We start from the raw sequence: 15,673 nt of genomic DNA, 5'->3' as shown, positions 1-15,673 counted from the left end.
CCGCAACTCCCGGCACGGAGTGCCGTGATCGCAAGAGGGGCGGCGGGCCGCACAGGCCCCGCCGCCCCTCAGCCCCCCGCAGGGGACTGCTACTTCAACACCGTGATCCGCCCCGACGCCGGCGGAGCCATCGGCGCGGAAGCCGAAGAGTTCGCAGCCAGATACGCGTCGAAGACGTCAAGGTCGGACGCCCCGACCAGCTTGTTCGTGCCGACCAGCGCCGGGAACCCGTCACCCCCGCCCGCGAGGAACTCGTTCATAGCGACGCGGTAGGTCTTCGCCGGGTCGAGCGCGACGCCGTTCAGCTTCACCGTGTCGACCACCACCCGCGCCGCCCCCGACTTCGTCATGTCCAGGGTGTACGTCAGCCCCTTGGACACCTGGAGGATCTTCGGGTCGGCCGCGTTCGGCCCGCTGACCTGCTGCTGGAGCGCGGTGACGAGCTGCGCCCCGGTCAGGTCGACCACGTTCATCATGTTGGTGAACGGCTGCACCGTGAAGGCCTCGCCGTACGTCACGACCCCGTCGCCCTCGCCGCCGGAGGCCTTGTAGACCAGGTCCGACCTGATCCCGCCCGGGTTCATGAGGGCTATCTGCGCACCGCCCTTGTCGGGCGCGGACAGGCCCGCCAGCTGCGCGTCCGCGATGAGGTCGCCCAGCGGCTTCTCGGGGGCCTCGGAGCCGCGGCCGTTGATGTCGGCGGAGATGTAACCCTGCGGCCGGTTGGCGACCGGCGCCGCCAACTTGCCCCAGCGGGCGATGAGTTGGGTCATGTCCGCGGCCTTGGGCTGGTCCCGCCTGACCACGTGGTTCGCGGACTTCGGCGACTTCACCGCCGTACGCACGATGTCGTTGGTGCGCCGGTCGTAGGTGAGCGTCGTGTCGGTGTACAGCTTGCCGAACGAGGCCGCCGAGGTGACCATGCGCGGGTTGCCCGCCGGGTCCGGGACGGTGCAGACGTACGCCTGGTGGGTGTGGCCGGTGATCAGCGCGTCCACCTTGGGCGAGACGCCCTTGGCTATGTCGACGATGGGGCCGGATATGCCGCTGCCGGGCCCCTGGCTGTCGCAGCTGTCGTTGTACGCGTTCGTGGACGGCATGCCGCCCTCGTGGATCAGCGCGACGATGGACTTGACGCCCTGGCGGTCCAGTTCCTTGGCGTACTTGTTGATCGTCTCGATCTCGTCGGCGAACTTGAGACCCTTGACGCCGGACGCGGTGACGACGTTCGGGGTGCCTTCGAGCGTCACGCCGATGAAGCCGATCTTGACGCCGTTCTTCTGCCACACCGTGTACGGCTTGAGGATCGGCTTGCCGGTCTTCTCGCTGGTCACGTTGGCCGCGAGGTAGGGGAAGTCCGCGCCGCGGAACTTCTTGCCCTTCTCGTAGCAGCCCTCGGTGGGGTGGCAGCCGCCGTTCTGCATGCGGGCGAGTTCGGTGGCGCCCTCGTCGAACTCGTGGTTGCCCACGGCCGTGACGTCCAGCTTGAGCTTGTTGAGCGCCTCGATGGTCGGCTCGTCGTGGAAGAGCCCGGACAGCAGCGGGCTCGCCCCGATCATGTCGCCGCCGGCCGCGGTGATCGAGTACGGGTGGCCCTGGCGGGCGGTGCGCAGCGAGGTGGCGAGGTACTCCATCCCGCCGGCCGGCACGGACTTGGTGGTCCCGTCCGCCTGACGCTCTGTCACCGCGCCCGCCGAACCGGCCGGGGGCTCCAGGTTGCCGTGCAGGTCGTTGAAGGACAGCAGTTGTACGTCGACGGTACGGTCCGGCTTCGGGTGGTGCCCGTGTCCGTGCTCGTGCGCGTCGGCGGGCATCGCGGCGACGAGCGCTCCGACGGTGGCAAGTCCGGCGGCCCCCGCCCACATTCGTGTGGCGGCACGCTTCATGTGGGGTTTCGCTGGCATGTTGTTGTTCGAGTCCCCTGTGAGTTTCCGGTGAGGTTTCGGCGCAGCCTAAGGTCAACGCGCGTAGCGCAACAGGGGGTGGCGGGTCACGAGCTGGTTGCCTTTGATCACGTACGGGGCGGAGGACGGTGGGGCCGCTCTCGCGGGGTACGGCCGGGAGGCGAGTCGTACCGTGACCCGGGCCGCTCGCCCTGACGGGGAGCCGCGCACCCGGAGGCGGCCCGGTCCGCGACCCGAACGCGATCAGGTCCGCTCGCGCACCCCGTCCGCGACACCCCCCGCCGTACCCTCGTAGACATGACAGACGCAGCCGCCCCCGCCCCGTCCTCCCGCGAGATCCAGACGCTCGACGAGCTCAGTCACTCCCAGGCGCAGGCCGTCCTCGACCTCATCGCCGACGCCGCCCGCGGCGACGGGCAGCAGGCCGTTTCCGAGCAGGGGCGGCTCCAGTTGCGCGGGGGCCGGCGCGAGGGCGTGCGGCATTTTCTGCTGACCGTGGGCGACACGCTCGTCGGGTACGCCCAGCTGGAGGACACCGACCCCGTCGAGGCGCCCGCCGCCGAACTCGTCGTGCACCCCGCGCACCGCGGCCACGGGCACGGCCGGGCGCTGGGCAGCGCGCTGCTCGGCGCGACCGGCAAGCGGCTGCGGGTGTGGGCGCACGGCGGCCACTCGGCGGCCCGCCACCTCGCGCAGGTCCTGGGCCTGACCCTGTTCCGCGAACTGCGCCAGCTGCGGCGCCCGTTGAGCCCCCTCGACATCGCCGAGCCCGTCTGGCCCGAGGGCGTCACCGTGCGCGCCTTCACGCCGGGCGAGGACGACGCGGCCTGGCTCGCGGTGAACGCGGCGGCCTTCGCGCACCACCCCGAGCAGGGCTCCCTCACCCAGCGCGACCTCGACGACCGCAAGGCCGAGCCGTGGTTCGACCCCAAGGGCTTCTTCCTCGCGGAGCGCGACGGCGAGATCGTCGGGTTCCACTGGACCAAGGTGCACGCCGAGGAGCGGCTCGGCGAGGTGTACGTCGTCGGGATCCGGCCGGACGCCCAGGGCGGCGGCCTCGGCAAGGCGCTGACCGCGACCGGCCTGCGCCACCTGGCGGCCGAGGGCCTGCCCACCGCGATGCTGTACGTCGACGCCGACAACACCGCGGCCGTCACGGTCTACGAGCGCCTCGGCTTCACCACCCACGAGGTGGACCTGATGTACCGCGCGGAGTCCTGAGGGCCTCCCGCCCCCTTGCCCGGACGGGCCGGCCGCCGCATCCTGGTGGCCGCGCCCCGCTGACCGGCCCCCTGGGCGACGCCCGGGGGCCGGGGTTCGCTTGCCCGCACGTCATGTCCTCGTAACCGGCTATTCAGACACGCTTGCGACGCTCGCGTAATGAAGCCGCCGGCGCCCGCCACCCGGAACGGAACAGTTCCGCCCACGAGATCCCCCCGGGCCCTTACTCCCGCCCTCTCCGACGCGCTGGACACCCTCGGTGCGCGGAACAATGGGGACATGAGCCAGCAGCCCAGCGCCGAGGTCCCGCTCCAGCCCGCCCAGCCGTCCGTCGGCTCCATAGCCGCGCACCGGCCGCACACCCTCGCGGCCGCCGTGTCCGACCTGGAGCCGGACATCGACGCCGACCTGGACGCCTACGAGGACGAGAGCGAGGGCGACGAGCTGCCCTCGGGCCGCTTCCTGGACCGCGAACGCAGCTGGCTCGCGTTCAACGAGCGCGTCCTGGAGCTGGCCGAGGACCCGGCGACCCCGCTCCTCGAACGGGCGAACTTCCTGGCGATCTTCGCCTCGAACCTGGACGAGTTCTTCATGGTCCGGGTGGCCGGACTCAAGCGCCGCATCGCCACCGGCGTGGCCACCCGCTCCGCCTCCGGCCTCCAGCCCCGCGAGGTCCTCGACCTGATCTGGACCCGCTCGCGCGAACTCATGGCCCGGCACGCCGCCTGCTACCAGCAGGACGTGGCCCCCGCCCTGGCCGACGAGGGCATCCACCTGATCCGCTGGCCGGAGCTCACCGAGAAGGAACAGGCCCGCCTCTTCACCCTGTTCCGGCAGCAGATCTTCCCGGTCCTGACCCCGCTGGCCGTGGACCCCGCGCACCCCTTCCCGTACATCTCGGGGCTCTCGCTCAACCTCGCCGTGGTGGTGCGCAACCCGGTCTCCGGCCACCGCCACTTCGCACGCGTGAAGGTCCCGCCGCTGCTCTCCCGCTTCCTGGAGGCCTCGCCGCAGCGCTACGTACCCCTTGAGGACGTCATCGCGGCGCACCTGGAGGAGCTGTTCCCCGGCATGGAGGTGCTCGCGCACCACATGTTCCGGGTGACGCGCAACGAGGACCTCGAAGTCGAGGAGGACGACGCCGAGAACCTGCTCCAGGCGCTGGAGAAGGAGCTCATGCGGCGCCGCTTCGGCCCGCCGGTGCGCCTTGAGGTCGAGGAGTCCATCGACCCGTACGTACTCGACCTGCTGGTAAGGGAGTTGAAGATCTCGGACGCCGAGGTCTACCCGCTGCCAGGACCGCTCGACCTGACCGGTCTGTTCGGGATCTCCGCGCTCGACCGTCCCGAGCTGAAGTTCCCCAAGTTCGTCGCGGGCACCCACCGCGACCTCGCCGAGGTCGAGTCCGCCTCCGCGCCCGACATCTTCGCGGCGCTGCGCGAACGCGACGTACTCCTGCACCACCCCTACGACTCGTTCTCCACCTCGGTGCAGGCCTTCCTGGAACAGGCCGCCTCCGACCCGGACGTGCTGGCCATCAAGCAGACCCTGTACCGGACTTCGGGCGACTCGCCGATCGTGGACGCCCTGATAGACGCGGCCGAATCGGGCAAGCAGGTGCTCGTCCTCGTCGAGATCAAGGCGCGCTTCGACGAGCAGGCCAACATCAAGTGGGCGCGCAAGCTGGAGGAGTCCGGCTGCCACGTCGTGTACGGGCTCGTCGGCCTCAAGACCCACTGCAAGCTCTCGCTCGTGGTGCGGCAGGAGGGCGAGACACTGCGCCGCTACAGCCACGTCGGAACCGGCAACTACCACCCGAAGACGGCCCGTCTGTACGAGGACCTGGGGCTGCTCACCGCCGACCCGCAGGTCGGCGCGGACCTCTCGGACCTCTTCAACCGGCTGTCCGGATACTCCCGCCGCGAGACCTACCGACGCCTGCTCGTCGCCCCCAAGTCCCTCAGGGACGGCCTGATTTCGCGGATCAACAAGGAGATCGCCCACCAGCACGCCGGGCGGCCCGCCTACGTCCGCATCAAGGTCAACTCGATGGTCGACGAGGCCGTCATCGACGCCTGCTACCGGGCCTCGCAGGCGGGCGTGCCCGTCGACATCTGGGTACGCGGCATCTGCGCGGTGCGCCCCGGCGTGACCGGGCTCTCCGAGAACATCCGGGTCCGTTCGATCCTCGGCCGGTTCCTGGAGCACTCGCGGGTCTTCGCCTTCGGGAACGGCGGCGAGCCCGAAGTGTGGTTCGGCAGCGCCGACATGATGCACCGCAACCTCGACCGACGCATCGAGGCACTGGTCCGGGTCGCCGACCCGGCCCACCGCGCGGCCCTGAGCCGGCTCCTGGAGACCGGGATGTCGGACACCACGTCGTCCTGGCACCTGGGCGCCGACGGGAACTGGAACCGGCACTCGACCGATGCCGAGGGACAGCCGCTGCGGAACGTACAGGAGATGCTGATAGACGCCCGGAGGCGCCGGCGTGCAACGCCTTGAGAACATCCCGGGACAGGAGTCGGCGGGCGAGGTCCTGGCCCCCTACCTCCACGCGCAGGCGGGGGAATTCCTGCGCGGCCTCCGCCTCCACCGCGAGGCGGGGCCCGACAACCACTCCACCGAGGAGGCCGCCCGCGCCCTGCGCGCGGCCGCCCGCCGCATCAGCGGCACCCTCCACACCTTCCGCCCGCTGCTCGACCCGGCGTGGGCCGACCAGCTGCGTACCGAACTCGCCTGGCTGTCCGGCACGTTGGCGGGCGAGCACGCCTGCTCGGCCCGGCTCACCCGGCTCATGGACGCCCTGCACCGGCTGTCCGGCACCCGGGTGCCGCCGCCGCGCGGTGACACGGGCACCCTCACGGTGGGCGCCGCCCGCGCCGGCGCGCTGCTCGACCGCCAGCTGACCCTGGCCCGCACCCGGGCCCACTCGGCGGCGCTCCAGGCGCTCGGCTCGTCCCGGTTCCACGCCGTGGCGGACGCGGTCGCGCTGCTCGCCAGCGAGGTGCCGCTGGCGTCGGCGGCCGCCGCCCACGCCTGCGAGGTGCTCGCGCCGGCGGCCCTGGACGCCGAGGACCGTCTGGAGCGGGCAGTGGCCGCGCTGCCGCTGGCCCGCGCCGCCCATCCGTACAACGCGGAGGCCCTAGTCCAGGAGAGCGAGTCCCAGGACAGCCCCTGGCACCAGGTGCGCCTGCTGCTCCGGCTGCACCGGTACGCCCAGGAAGTGCTGCACCACGGCCTCGGCGACCCGGCTTCCCCCGAGCGGCTCCTTGCCGCCGGGAGGGCGCTCGACCGGCACCGGGACGCGGCCGAGGCCGCGTCGGCCGCGTCCGCCGCGGCCCGCACCCCCCGGATCGCGCCGGCCACCGCGTACGCGCTCGGCGTGCTCCACGCCGACCAACGGCACGACGTGGAGGCGGCCCGCTTCGCCTTCCAGCGGATCTGGCAGCCTGTGGCGGTGACTTCAGCACCCTCGTCTTCAGCACCCACGTCCTCTGCACCCACGTCTTCAGCACCCACGTCTTCAGCACCCACGTCTTCAGCACCCACGTCTTCAGCTCCCACGTCTTCAGCACCCACGGCGACCACGGTCGCACCATGAGCACCGCACCCGACGGAACCGTCCTCGCGGCGGGATGCGTGCTGTGGCGCCGTTCTCCTTGGGGCGACGGCGGCCTTGAGGTCTGCCTCGTCCACCGCCCGAAGTACGACGACTGGTCGCACCCCAAGGGCAAGCTGAAGCGCGGCGAGGCGGCGCTCGCGGGTGCGCTGCGCGAGGTGCTTGAGGAGACCGGGTACCAGTGCACGCCCGGTGCTCCGCTGCCCACCGCCCACTACACCGACGGTCAGGGCCGCCCCAAGCGGGTCGACTACTGGGCCGCCGAGGCGGGCGAGGGCCGGTTCACCGCGAGCTCCGAGGTCGACCGGCTGCTCTGGCTGCCCCCGGCGGCCGCCCACCACCGCCTGACCCAGCCCCGCGACCGCCAGCTGGTCCTGGCGCTGCTCGACGCGCTGCATTCCGCCTGAGCCCCGGCCGCGGGCGGATTCCGCCTGCAAGCAGGCCCCAACGGCGTCGCGCCCGGCCGCGGAATCGGTTCCGTATGCCTGCTGAACACGAACCGGTAACGGTCGGCACCGCACTGCCCGCCACGGTTCACCTTCCGTTAACTCTCCCCCGCCGACCGCTTCACCTGTCCTGCCTAATTTCGGCCTTACACGGTGCACGGCATCCCGCCCTCATCGCCCATCCACGCACGCCGCCGTACAACGAACGGAAACCGGCGGCTCCCGGAAGGAACACCCGAAAGTGAAGCTTCAGCGCAAGAACCGGCTCCGCGCCACCGCCCTCGGCGTCATCGCCGTGTCCAGCGCCCTGGCCCTCACGGCGTGCGGCAGCGACAACAACAGCGGCGGCGGGACCACGGGCGGGACGGGCGGCACGTCCACCGGAGCCGCCTCCAACGTGAAGTGCGACGGCGCCAAGGGCCAGCTCCTGGCCTCCGGCTCCTCCGCGCAGAAGAACGCCATGGACCTCTGGGTCAAGAACTACATGGCGGCCTGCAAGGACGCGCAGATCAACTACAAGTCCTCGTCCTCCGGTGAGGGCATCGTCGCCTTCACCCAGGGCACGGTCGCGTTCGCGGGCTCCGACTCGCCGCTCAACGCCCAGCAGGTCGAGGACTCCAAGAAGGTCTGCACGGGCGGCGGCCAGGGCATCAGCCTCCCGATGGTCGGCGGCCCGATCGCGATCGGCTTCCACGTCGAGGGCGTCGACAACCTCGTCCTGGACGCCTCCTCCATCGCCAAGATCTTCAGCGGCAAGATCACCAAGTGGAACGACGAGGCGATCGCCAAGCTGAACCCGGGCGCCAAGCTCCCGGACCTGGCGATCCAGGCCTTCCACCGCTCCGAGGACTCCGGCACCACCGAGAACCTCACCAAGTACCTCAGCGCCACGGCCAAGGCCGACTGGACGTACGCGCCCGCCAAGAAGTGGGCCGCCCCCGGCGGCCAGGCCGCCTCCGGCTCCGCCGGCGTCGCCGCCCAGGTCAAGCAGACCAACGGCGCCATCGGCTACTTCGAGCTCTCCTACGCCTCGTCCCAGTCGATCAAGACCGTCGACATCAACACCGGCGCCTCCGCCCCGGTCAAGGCCAGCTCCGCGAACGCCTCCACCGCCATCGCCGCCGCGAAGATCGCCGGCACCGGCAAGGACCTGGCGCTGAAGCTGGACTACGCGACCAAGGCCGACAACGCCTACCCGATCGTCCTCGTGACGTACGAGATCGCCTGCGACAAGGGCAACAAGCCCGCCACGCTCGCCACGGTCAAGTCCTTCCTCTCCTACGCCGCCGGCGCCGACGGGCAGAAGCTGCTCACCGACGCCAGCTACGCGTCGATCCCGTCCGAGATCAACGCCAAGGTCGTCTCGACGGTCAACTCGCTCCAGTAGCAACCCAGTTGAGCCGCCGGGCCGAAGACCCGGCGGCTCGCGTGGGGCGGGGCCCCCGATCCGGCCCCCGCCACACACCATCCGGTGCACCGCCGCCAGGGGGCCCTCCGGCCCCCGCCCACAGACCGGAAAGATCATGGCTTCTTCCATAGCAACGGACACACCTCCGCCACCCGCTCCCGCCCCGTCAGCGCGCCGCAAGCAGTCCACCGGCCGCGCGGGCGACAAGATCTTCCTCGGGCTCTCCCGGGGCTCGGGCATCCTCCTGCTCGTCGTCATGGCGGCCATCGCCATCTTCCTCAGCGTGCGGGCCGGCATAGCGATCTCGAAGGACCAGGGCAACTTCCTGACCACCTTCGACTGGAACCCGGCCGGCAGCCCGCCCGCGTTCGGCATCGCGGTCCTGCTCTTCGGCACCGTCGTCAGCTCGGTCATCGCGATGGTCATCGCGGTCCCGGTCGCGGTCGGCATCGCCCTGTTCATCTCGCACTACGCGCCGCGCAAGCTGGCCGCACCCCTCGCGTACGTCGTCGACCTGCTCGCCGCCGTCCCGTCGATCGTCTACGGCATCTGGGGCGCCCTGTTCCTGGTGCCCTACCTCGGCGGCCTCAACGAGTGGCTCGACACCTACCTGGGCTGGACGTACGTCTTCGAAAAGACCGAGGTCGGCGTCGCCCGCTCCATCTTCACCGTCGGCATCCTGCTCGCGATCATGATTCTGCCGATCGTGACCAGCGTCAGCCGCGAGGTCTTCCTCCAGGTCCCGCGCATGAACGAGGAGGCGGCGCTCGCCCTCGGCGCGACCCGCTGGGAAGTCATCCGCCTCTCCGTGCTGCCCTTCGGCCGCTCGGGCGTGATCTCCGCCTCGATGCTGGGCCTGGGCCGCGCGCTCGGCGAGACGATGGCCGTCGCCACGGTGCTCTCCCCGAGCTACCTCGTGTCGCTGCACGTGCTCAACCCGGGCGGCGGCACCTTCGCGCAGAACATCGCCGCGAAGTTCGACGAGGCCAACCAGCTCGGGCGCGACGCCCTGATCGCCTCGGGCCTCGTCCTGTTCGTCCTCACCCTGCTGGTGAACGGCGCGGCCCGCATGATCATCGCCCGCCGCAAGGAGTACTCGGGGGCCAACGCATGAGCCCTGTAACTCCCCCCGCCCCCCACCCCGCAGGCCGAACCCCCGAAGGGAGCCCCGCATGAGCGCTGCGACCTTCCGGGGGACAACCCCCGGACCCCCGGCCGCAGCCCACCGCGGCCGGCCCCGCCGAAACCCCCACCCCGCAGGCCGAGCCCCCGAAGGGAGCCCCGCATGAGCCACACCGCCGTACAGGAAGCACGGCCGGCCGCTCCGGCGCCCCGCAAGGGCGGCCTCAGCGCACGGTCCCTGCCCCGCTGGGCGGGTGCCGGGTTCGCGGTGGCCGCCGTGGCCCTCGCCGTCGTCATCGGCCTCGCCTTCGACCTGCAGAGCAAGGTCCAGTGGGGCCTCATAGCCGCCCTGCTCTTCATCCTCATCTCGTACGCGGTCACCTCGGCCGTCGAGAACAAGCGGCAGGCCAAGGACCGGGTGGCGACCTCCCTGGTCTGGGTCTGCTTCATCATCGCCGTGGTCCCGCTGTTCTCCCTCCTGTGGACGACGATCAGCCGCGGCACCAAGGTCCTCAACGGGTACTTCCTGAGCCACTCGATGGCCGGAGTGCCCGGCTTCGAGAAGGGCGGCGGCGTCTACCACGCGCTGATCGGCACCCTGGAGCAGATCGGTCTCGCCACCCTCATCTCGGCGCCGCTCGGCCTGCTGACCGCGGTCTACCTGGTGGAGTACGGCAAGGGCGCGCTCGCCAAGGCCGTCACCTTCTTCGTCGACGTCATGACGGGCATCCCGTCCATCGTCGCCGGCCTCTTCATCCTGACGCTGATGCTGATGTTCGACCTTCAGCCCTCGGGCTTCATGGGCTCGCTCGCACTCGCCATCCTGATGATGCCGGTCGTGGTCCGCTCCACGGAGGAGATGCTCAAGCTCGTCCCGAACGAGCTGCGCGAGGCCTCCCTCGCCCTCGGCGTGCCGAAGTGGCGCACCATCCTGAAGGTGGTCATCCCGACCGCGATCGGCGGCATCGCCACGGGCGTGATGCTCGCGATCGCCCGCATCGCCGGCGAGACCGCCCCGATCATGCTGCTCGTCTTCGGCAGCCAGCTGATCAACACCAACCCGTTCTCGGGCGCCCAGTCCTCGCTCCCCTTCTACATCTGGGAGCAGTACAAGGTAGGCAGCGACGCGTCGTACGACCGCGCGTGGGCGGCCGCCCTGGTCCTGATCGCGTTCGTCATGATCCTCAACCTGGTGGCTCGCGGCATCGCCCGCTGGAAGGCCCCCAAGCACGGTCGCTGAGGCGACATCTGCGGCTCCACCGCGCGTGCGGCCAACCCAGCGACCTCTCTCGCCACGCTCGAAAGAAGCAGTGATTGTTATGGCCAAGCGAATCGACGTAAGCGGCCTCTCCGCCTACTACGGCTCCCACAAGGCGATCGACGACATCTCGATGACGGTCGAGCCGCGCTCGGTGACGGCCTTCATCGGCCCGTCCGGCTGCGGCAAGTCCACGTTCCTGCGCACCCTGAACCGCATGCACGAGGTGACCCCGGGCGGCCGCGTCGAGGGCAAGGTGCTCCTGGACGACGAGAACCTGTACGGCTCCGCGGTCGACCCGGTGGCGGTGCGCCGTACGGTCGGCATGGTGTTCCAGCGTCCGAACCCGTTCCCGACGATGTCGATCTTCGACAACGTGGCGGCGGGCCTGCGGCTGAACGGCAAGTTCAAGAAGAGCGAACTGGCGGACGTCGTCGAGAAGTCGCTCAAGGGCGCGAACCTCTGGAACGAGGTCAAGGACCGCCTCAACAAGCCCGGTTCGGGCCTGTCGGGCGGCCAGCAGCAGCGTCTGTGCATCGCGCGGGCGATCGCGGTGGAGCCGGACGTGCTGCTGATGGACGAGCCGTGCTCGGCCCTCGACCCGATCTCCACCCTCGCGATCGAGGACCTGATCGGCGAGCTGAAGGAGCGCTTCACGATCGTGATCGTGACGCACAACATGCAGCAGGCGGCGCGCGTCTCGGACCGTACGGCGTTCTTCAACCTCGCGGCGGTGGGCCAGCCCGGCAAGCTCATCGAGCTCGACGAGACCGAGCGGATCTTCTCCAACCCGTCCGTGCAGGCCACGGAGGACTACATCTCGGGCCGCTTCGGATAGGCGCCCCCCTCGCACGTCTGCGGTGCTGCATGGCGGTGCCACCGCAAGACGAAGGGCCCGCCCCGGGAACCCCGGGGCGGGCCCATTTCCGTACGCCTGCGCTTTCAGAGCCTGTGTCTGAACCCCGCCCGGATCAGGCCGGGGCGTCTGGTGCGTGCGATCGCAAGGCGCCGGAGCGTCCTCGATGGGGGTACCCCCTGGTCTTCAAGACCTTGGGGGAGGAGCTACTAGGGCGTTTCGGCAACGCGGCATGGGGGTCCCCCCTGGCCCTTAAGGCCTTGGGGGAGTGCGTGCCAGACGTCACGGGCCCGGGCGGGGTTCAGACACAGGCTCTAAGGGCGCTCGTCCTCAATCGCCGGACAGGCTGAAGTGCCCGGTGCGGGCCGGCATGGACGCTGCTAGGGGCGCGGGGAACCGCGCGACCAGCCACGTGCGGGCCGCAGCCGAAAACCGGGGGCCCGGGGGCGGAGCCCCAGGGGCTACCCCTCTGTCAGGTACCGCTGCAGCGTCGGCCCCACCAGGTCCACGATCCGCTCCGCCGGCGCGGAGGCGAGCGGTTCCAGTTCCAGCACGTACCGCATGATCACGATCCCCATCATGTGCGACGCCGCCAGCTCCGCGCGGAAGCGGGGGTCGGGGACCGACAGGTCGGCCGCCACCCGCTCAAGCAGGCGGCGCAGGACGAAGCCCCGCAGCACCTTCGCCGCCGCGTCGTGCGTGAGGGCCGAGCGGAGTACGGCGATCAGGGGGGTGCGGGTCGCCGGGTTCTCCCAGATGGCCAGGAAGTGGCGGGCCAGGCGTTCGCCGACGCCGTCCAGGGAGTCGCCGAGGATCGCGTCCACGGTCAGCGCCGGTTCGAAGTCGACCTCGATGGCCGCCGCGAACACCTCGTCCTTCGTGCCGAAGTAGTGGTGGACCAGCGCCGCGTCCACCCCCGCCGCCTTGGCGATGCCGCGCATCGATGTCTTGTCGTAGCCCCGGTCCGAGAATTCCGTGCGCGCGGCGGACAGGATGCGTTCGCGGGCGCCGGGGCCCGCTTCGGCGGCGGCCCGCGGGGGGCGGCCGCGGCGGCGCGGGGTGGCCGGCCCCGTACCGCCTCCGGAGTCCGTCATGCGCGGCGGGCCGGCGCGGACGCCAGGTGCAGCCGGGTGAAGGCGAGTGCCTCGGCGAGGTCGGCCTCGCGTTCGGCCGCCGACATGGCCCGCCGGGTGTTCACCTCGATGACGACGTGACCGTCGAAGCCGGTCAACGCCAACCGCTCCAGGAGTTCCGCGCACGGTTGCGTGCCGCGGCCCGGCACCAGGTGCTCGTCCTTCGCCGAGCCGCGCCCGTCCGCGAGGTGGACGTGGGCGAGCCGGTCGCCCATCCGGTCGACCATGGCCATCGCGTCCGTACGAGAGGTCGCGGCGTGGGACAGGTCGACGGTGAAGTGGCGGTAGTCGTCCTTCGTCACGTCCCAGTCGGGCGCGTACGCCAGCATCTCGCGGTCCCGGTAGCGCCACGGGTACATGTTCTCTACGGCGAATCTGACGTCGGTCTCATCGGCCATCCGCCAGATGCCGTTCACGAAGTCGCGGGAGTACTGGCGCTGCCAGCGGAACGGGGGATGGACCACCACCGCCGACGCGCCGAGCTTCTCCGCCGCCGCCCGCGCCCGCTGCAGCTTCACCCACGGGTCGGTCGACCAGACCCGCTGCGTGATCAGCAGACACGGCGCGTGGACGGCCAGGATCGGCACCTGGTGGTAGTCGGAGAGCCGCCGCAGGGCTTCGATGTCCTGGCTCACGGGGTCGGTCCAGACCATGACCTCGACGCCGTCGTAGCCCAGGCGCGCGGCGATCTCGAAGGCCGTCGCCGTCGACTCCGGATAGACCGAGGCCGTGGACAGGGCGACCTTCGCATCCGGGATGCGCACCACTGGTTCTGCCACGGAGACAGGGTACGGGCCGCCACCGCCGAGGGGGGAGGCGGTCCGGTGAGCCCGACGAACGTCACACTCACCGGTAACTCCGGGTCCGACTCCCGCGCCCGCCCCGCCCCGTCGCTCCGTCAGCCCACCGGCAGGTGGTCGAGGTGGCGCAGGATCACGCCCTCGCGCAGCGCCCAGGGACATACCTCCAGCTCATCGACCGCGAACAGGTCCATCGCGCCCTCCGCTACGAGCGCCCCCGCGAGCAGTTGCGGCGCCCGGCCCTCCGAGACGCCGGGCAGCGTGGTGCGCTGTTCGGTGGTCATGGCGGCGAGCTTGGGCACCCACTCCTCCAGTGATTTACGACTCAGAGTGCGCTGGACGTAGGCGCCCTCGCTCGACCGTGCGGCCCCCGCGATCCGCGCAAGCTGCTTGAACGTCTTCGACGTGGCGACCACGTGGTCGGGCCGCCCCGAGCGGGTGAACTCCCCTACGGTGCCCGCGATTTGGGCCCGTACGTGCCGGCGGAGGGCCCGTACGTCGGCCGGGTCCGGCGGGTCGCCCGGCAGCCAGCCCGCGGTGAGCCGCCCGGCGCCGAGCGGCAGCGAGACCGCCGCGTCCGGCTCCTCGTCGATGCCGTACGCGACCTCCAGGGAGCCGCCGCCGATGTCGAGCAGGAGGAGTTTCCCGGCCGACCAGCCGTACCAGCGGCGCGCCGCGAGAAAGGTGAGCCGGGCCTCCTCCTCGCCGGAGAGCACCACCAGGTCGACCCCGGTCTCGGCGCGGACCCGGGCGATCACCTCGTCCACATTGCTGGCCTCGCGCACCGCGGAGGTCGCGAAGGGGAGCAGTTCCTGGACACCCTTGTCCTCGGCCGAGAGCAGCGCGCCACTGATCGTGGAGACGAGGCGGTCTATGCCCTCCGGTCCGATCGCACCGTCCTCGTCGAGGAGTTCGGCGAGCCGCAGCTCGGCCTTGTGCGAGTGCGCGGGCAGCGGCGCGGCACCGGCGTGCGCGTCCACCACCAGCAGATGAACCGTGTTCGACCCCACATCGAGGACTCCGAGTCTCATGGGCTGAACGCTACTGCGCATCCGGACACGGCCTCGGACATACGCTGGTGGTGTGCCAAAGACGAAAAAGGCGAAGCCGGGCAAAGCCAAGGCCCCGAAGAACCCCGTGAACAAGGCTCAGGACGAGCAGGGGATCGACTTCCCGCGCGCCTGGGTCGAGTTCCCCGACCCCGCCGACGACGAGCAGGTCTTCCGCTGCGACCTGACCTGGCTCACCTCGCGGTGGACCTGCATCTTCGGCAGCGGCTGCCAGGGCATCGAGGCGGGCCGGGCCGACGACGGCTGCTGCACGCTCGGCGCCCACTTCTCCGACGAGGACGACGAGAAGCGGGTGGCCGGGCACGTGGCGCGGCTCACTCCGGAGCTGTGGCAGTTCCACGACGTCGGTACGGAGTCGGGCTGGATCCAGACCGACGAGGACGGCGATCGCCAGACCCGCCGCTGGAACGGCTCGTGCATCTTCCAGAACCGGCCGGGCTTCGCGGGCGGCGCCGGCTGCTCACTGCACATCCTCGCCCTGAAGGAGGGCAAGGAGCCCCTGGAGACCAAGCCGGACGTCTGCTGGCAGCTGCCGGTGCGCCGGACGTACGACTGGATCGAGCGGCCCGACGACACCAAGGTGCTGCAGATCTCGATCGGCGAGTACGACCGCCGCGGCTGGGGCCCCGGCGGCCACGACCTGCACTGGTGGTGCACCTCGGCGACCTCCGCCCACGGTGCGGGCGAGCCGGTGTACGTGACGTACAAGCCGGAGCTGACCGAGCTGATGGGCCAGGAGGCGTACGACGTCCTTGTCGAGCAGTGCGAGGCGCGGCTCGCCTCCCAGCTGCCGCTCGTCGCCCCCCACCCGGCCGACCCGAAGCCGTAACTCC

Annotated in this window: 13 protein-coding genes; 9 read left to right on the top strand and 4 right to left on the bottom strand. The window is 70.9% G+C overall.

What is annotated here, in order from left to right:
- Nucleotides 1-89 precede the first annotated feature (89 nt).
- Complete coding sequence (locus ACWC2B_RS30565) at nucleotides 90-1,904, bottom strand: bifunctional metallophosphatase/5'-nucleotidase (RefSeq protein ID WP_450722245.1); 1,815 nt, start codon at nucleotides 1,902-1,904, stop codon at nucleotides 90-92.
- A 297-nt stretch (nucleotides 1,905-2,201) separates the two neighbouring features.
- Here ACWC2B_RS30565 and mshD point away from each other — a divergent pair, with 297 nt between their 5' ends.
- From mshD to pstB, 8 genes are all read left to right on the top strand, one after another.
- Nucleotides 2,202-3,125 carry a mycothiol synthase gene (gene mshD, locus ACWC2B_RS30560; RefSeq protein ID WP_450722243.1) on the top strand — a complete coding sequence of 308 codons (924 nt, stop codon included), beginning with the start codon at nucleotides 2,202-2,204 and terminating at the stop codon, nucleotides 3,123-3,125.
- A 279-nt stretch (nucleotides 3,126-3,404) separates the two neighbouring features.
- Nucleotides 3,405-5,630, top strand: coding sequence for an RNA degradosome polyphosphate kinase (locus ACWC2B_RS30555; protein ID WP_450722241.1), 2,226 nt, complete (start codon nucleotides 3,405-3,407; stop codon nucleotides 5,628-5,630).
- Nucleotides 5,617-6,729, top strand: a complete 1,113-nt coding sequence (locus ACWC2B_RS30550) for a CHAD domain-containing protein (RefSeq protein WP_450722239.1) — start codon at nucleotides 5,617-5,619, stop codon at nucleotides 6,727-6,729. The genes ACWC2B_RS30555 and ACWC2B_RS30550 overlap by 14 nt, the downstream gene beginning before the upstream one ends.
- Nucleotides 6,726-7,154 carry an NUDIX hydrolase gene (locus ACWC2B_RS30545; RefSeq protein WP_450722237.1) on the top strand — a complete coding sequence of 143 codons (429 nt, stop codon included), beginning with the start codon at nucleotides 6,726-6,728 and terminating at the stop codon, nucleotides 7,152-7,154. The genes ACWC2B_RS30550 and ACWC2B_RS30545 overlap by 4 nt, the downstream gene beginning before the upstream one ends.
- A gap of 280 nt (nucleotides 7,155-7,434) precedes the next feature.
- The gene (gene pstS / locus ACWC2B_RS30540; RefSeq protein WP_450722235.1) at nucleotides 7,435-8,580 is read left to right on the top strand and encodes a phosphate ABC transporter substrate-binding protein PstS; all 1,146 of its coding nucleotides are present in this window, start codon (nucleotides 7,435-7,437) and stop codon (nucleotides 8,578-8,580) included.
- Nucleotides 8,581-8,716: 136 nt separating this feature from the next.
- Nucleotides 8,717-9,715 (top strand): phosphate ABC transporter permease subunit PstC, encoded by a 999-nt coding sequence (gene pstC / locus ACWC2B_RS30535; protein ID WP_450722233.1) that lies wholly within the window; start codon nucleotides 8,717-8,719, stop codon nucleotides 9,713-9,715.
- A 171-nt stretch (nucleotides 9,716-9,886) separates the two neighbouring features.
- Nucleotides 9,887-10,963, top strand: a complete 1,077-nt coding sequence (gene pstA, locus ACWC2B_RS30530) for a phosphate ABC transporter permease PstA (RefSeq protein ID WP_450722231.1) — start codon at nucleotides 9,887-9,889, stop codon at nucleotides 10,961-10,963.
- Nucleotides 10,964-11,042: 79 nt separating this feature from the next.
- Nucleotides 11,043-11,819: a phosphate ABC transporter ATP-binding protein PstB gene (gene pstB / locus ACWC2B_RS30525; protein WP_450722229.1), complete on the top strand. Its 777-nt coding sequence runs from the start codon at nucleotides 11,043-11,045 to the stop codon at nucleotides 11,817-11,819.
- Between the two features lie 479 nt (nucleotides 11,820-12,298).
- Here the strand turns inward: pstB and ACWC2B_RS30520 are convergent, their stop codons facing one another.
- From ACWC2B_RS30520 to ACWC2B_RS30510, 3 genes are all read right to left on the bottom strand, one after another.
- Nucleotides 12,299-12,931, bottom strand: a complete 633-nt coding sequence (locus tag ACWC2B_RS30520; protein ID WP_450722227.1) for a TetR/AcrR family transcriptional regulator — start codon at nucleotides 12,929-12,931, stop codon at nucleotides 12,299-12,301.
- Nucleotides 12,928-13,749, bottom strand: coding sequence for a sugar phosphate isomerase/epimerase family protein (locus ACWC2B_RS30515; RefSeq protein WP_078966775.1), 822 nt, complete (start codon nucleotides 13,747-13,749; stop codon nucleotides 12,928-12,930). Before ACWC2B_RS30515 ends, ACWC2B_RS30520 begins: the two co-directional genes overlap by 4 nt.
- Nucleotides 13,750-13,868: 119 nt before the next feature.
- Nucleotides 13,869-14,801, bottom strand: a complete 933-nt coding sequence (locus tag ACWC2B_RS30510; RefSeq protein ID WP_450722225.1) for a Ppx/GppA phosphatase family protein — start codon at nucleotides 14,799-14,801, stop codon at nucleotides 13,869-13,871.
- Between the two features lie 52 nt (nucleotides 14,802-14,853).
- Between ACWC2B_RS30510 and ACWC2B_RS30505 the strand changes: the two genes are divergently transcribed.
- Nucleotides 14,854-15,669 carry a hypothetical protein gene (locus ACWC2B_RS30505; RefSeq protein ID WP_450722223.1) on the top strand — a complete coding sequence of 272 codons (816 nt, stop codon included), beginning with the start codon at nucleotides 14,854-14,856 and terminating at the stop codon, nucleotides 15,667-15,669.
- The last annotated feature ends 4 nt before the right edge of the window (nucleotides 15,670-15,673 follow it).

This window comes from Streptomyces sp. NPDC001415 (assembly GCF_053597395.1).
The sequence above is the reverse complement of the archived record's forward strand: the minus strand, read 5'-3'. Positions and strand labels throughout refer to the sequence as shown.

Coding starts and splice junctions, on each gene's coding strand:
- ACWC2B_RS30520 (WP_450722227.1), bottom strand. CDS start 12,931: ATGACGGACTCCGGAGGCGGTACGGGGCCGGCCACCCCGCGCCGCCGC.
- mshD (WP_450722243.1), top strand. CDS start 2,202: ATGACAGACGCAGCCGCCCCCGCCCCGTCCTCCCGCGAGATCCAGACG.
- pstA (WP_450722231.1), top strand. CDS start 9,887: ATGAGCCACACCGCCGTACAGGAAGCACGGCCGGCCGCTCCGGCGCCC.
- ACWC2B_RS30545 (WP_450722237.1), top strand. CDS start 6,726: ATGAGCACCGCACCCGACGGAACCGTCCTCGCGGCGGGATGCGTGCTG.
- ACWC2B_RS30565 (WP_450722245.1), bottom strand. CDS start 1,904: ATGCCAGCGAAACCCCACATGAAGCGTGCCGCCACACGAATGTGGGCG.
- ACWC2B_RS30555 (WP_450722241.1), top strand. CDS start 3,405: ATGAGCCAGCAGCCCAGCGCCGAGGTCCCGCTCCAGCCCGCCCAGCCG.
- ACWC2B_RS30510 (WP_450722225.1), bottom strand. CDS start 14,801: ATGAGACTCGGAGTCCTCGATGTGGGGTCGAACACGGTTCATCTGCTG.
- pstB (WP_450722229.1), top strand. CDS start 11,043: ATGGCCAAGCGAATCGACGTAAGCGGCCTCTCCGCCTACTACGGCTCC.
- pstC (WP_450722233.1), top strand. CDS start 8,717: ATGGCTTCTTCCATAGCAACGGACACACCTCCGCCACCCGCTCCCGCC.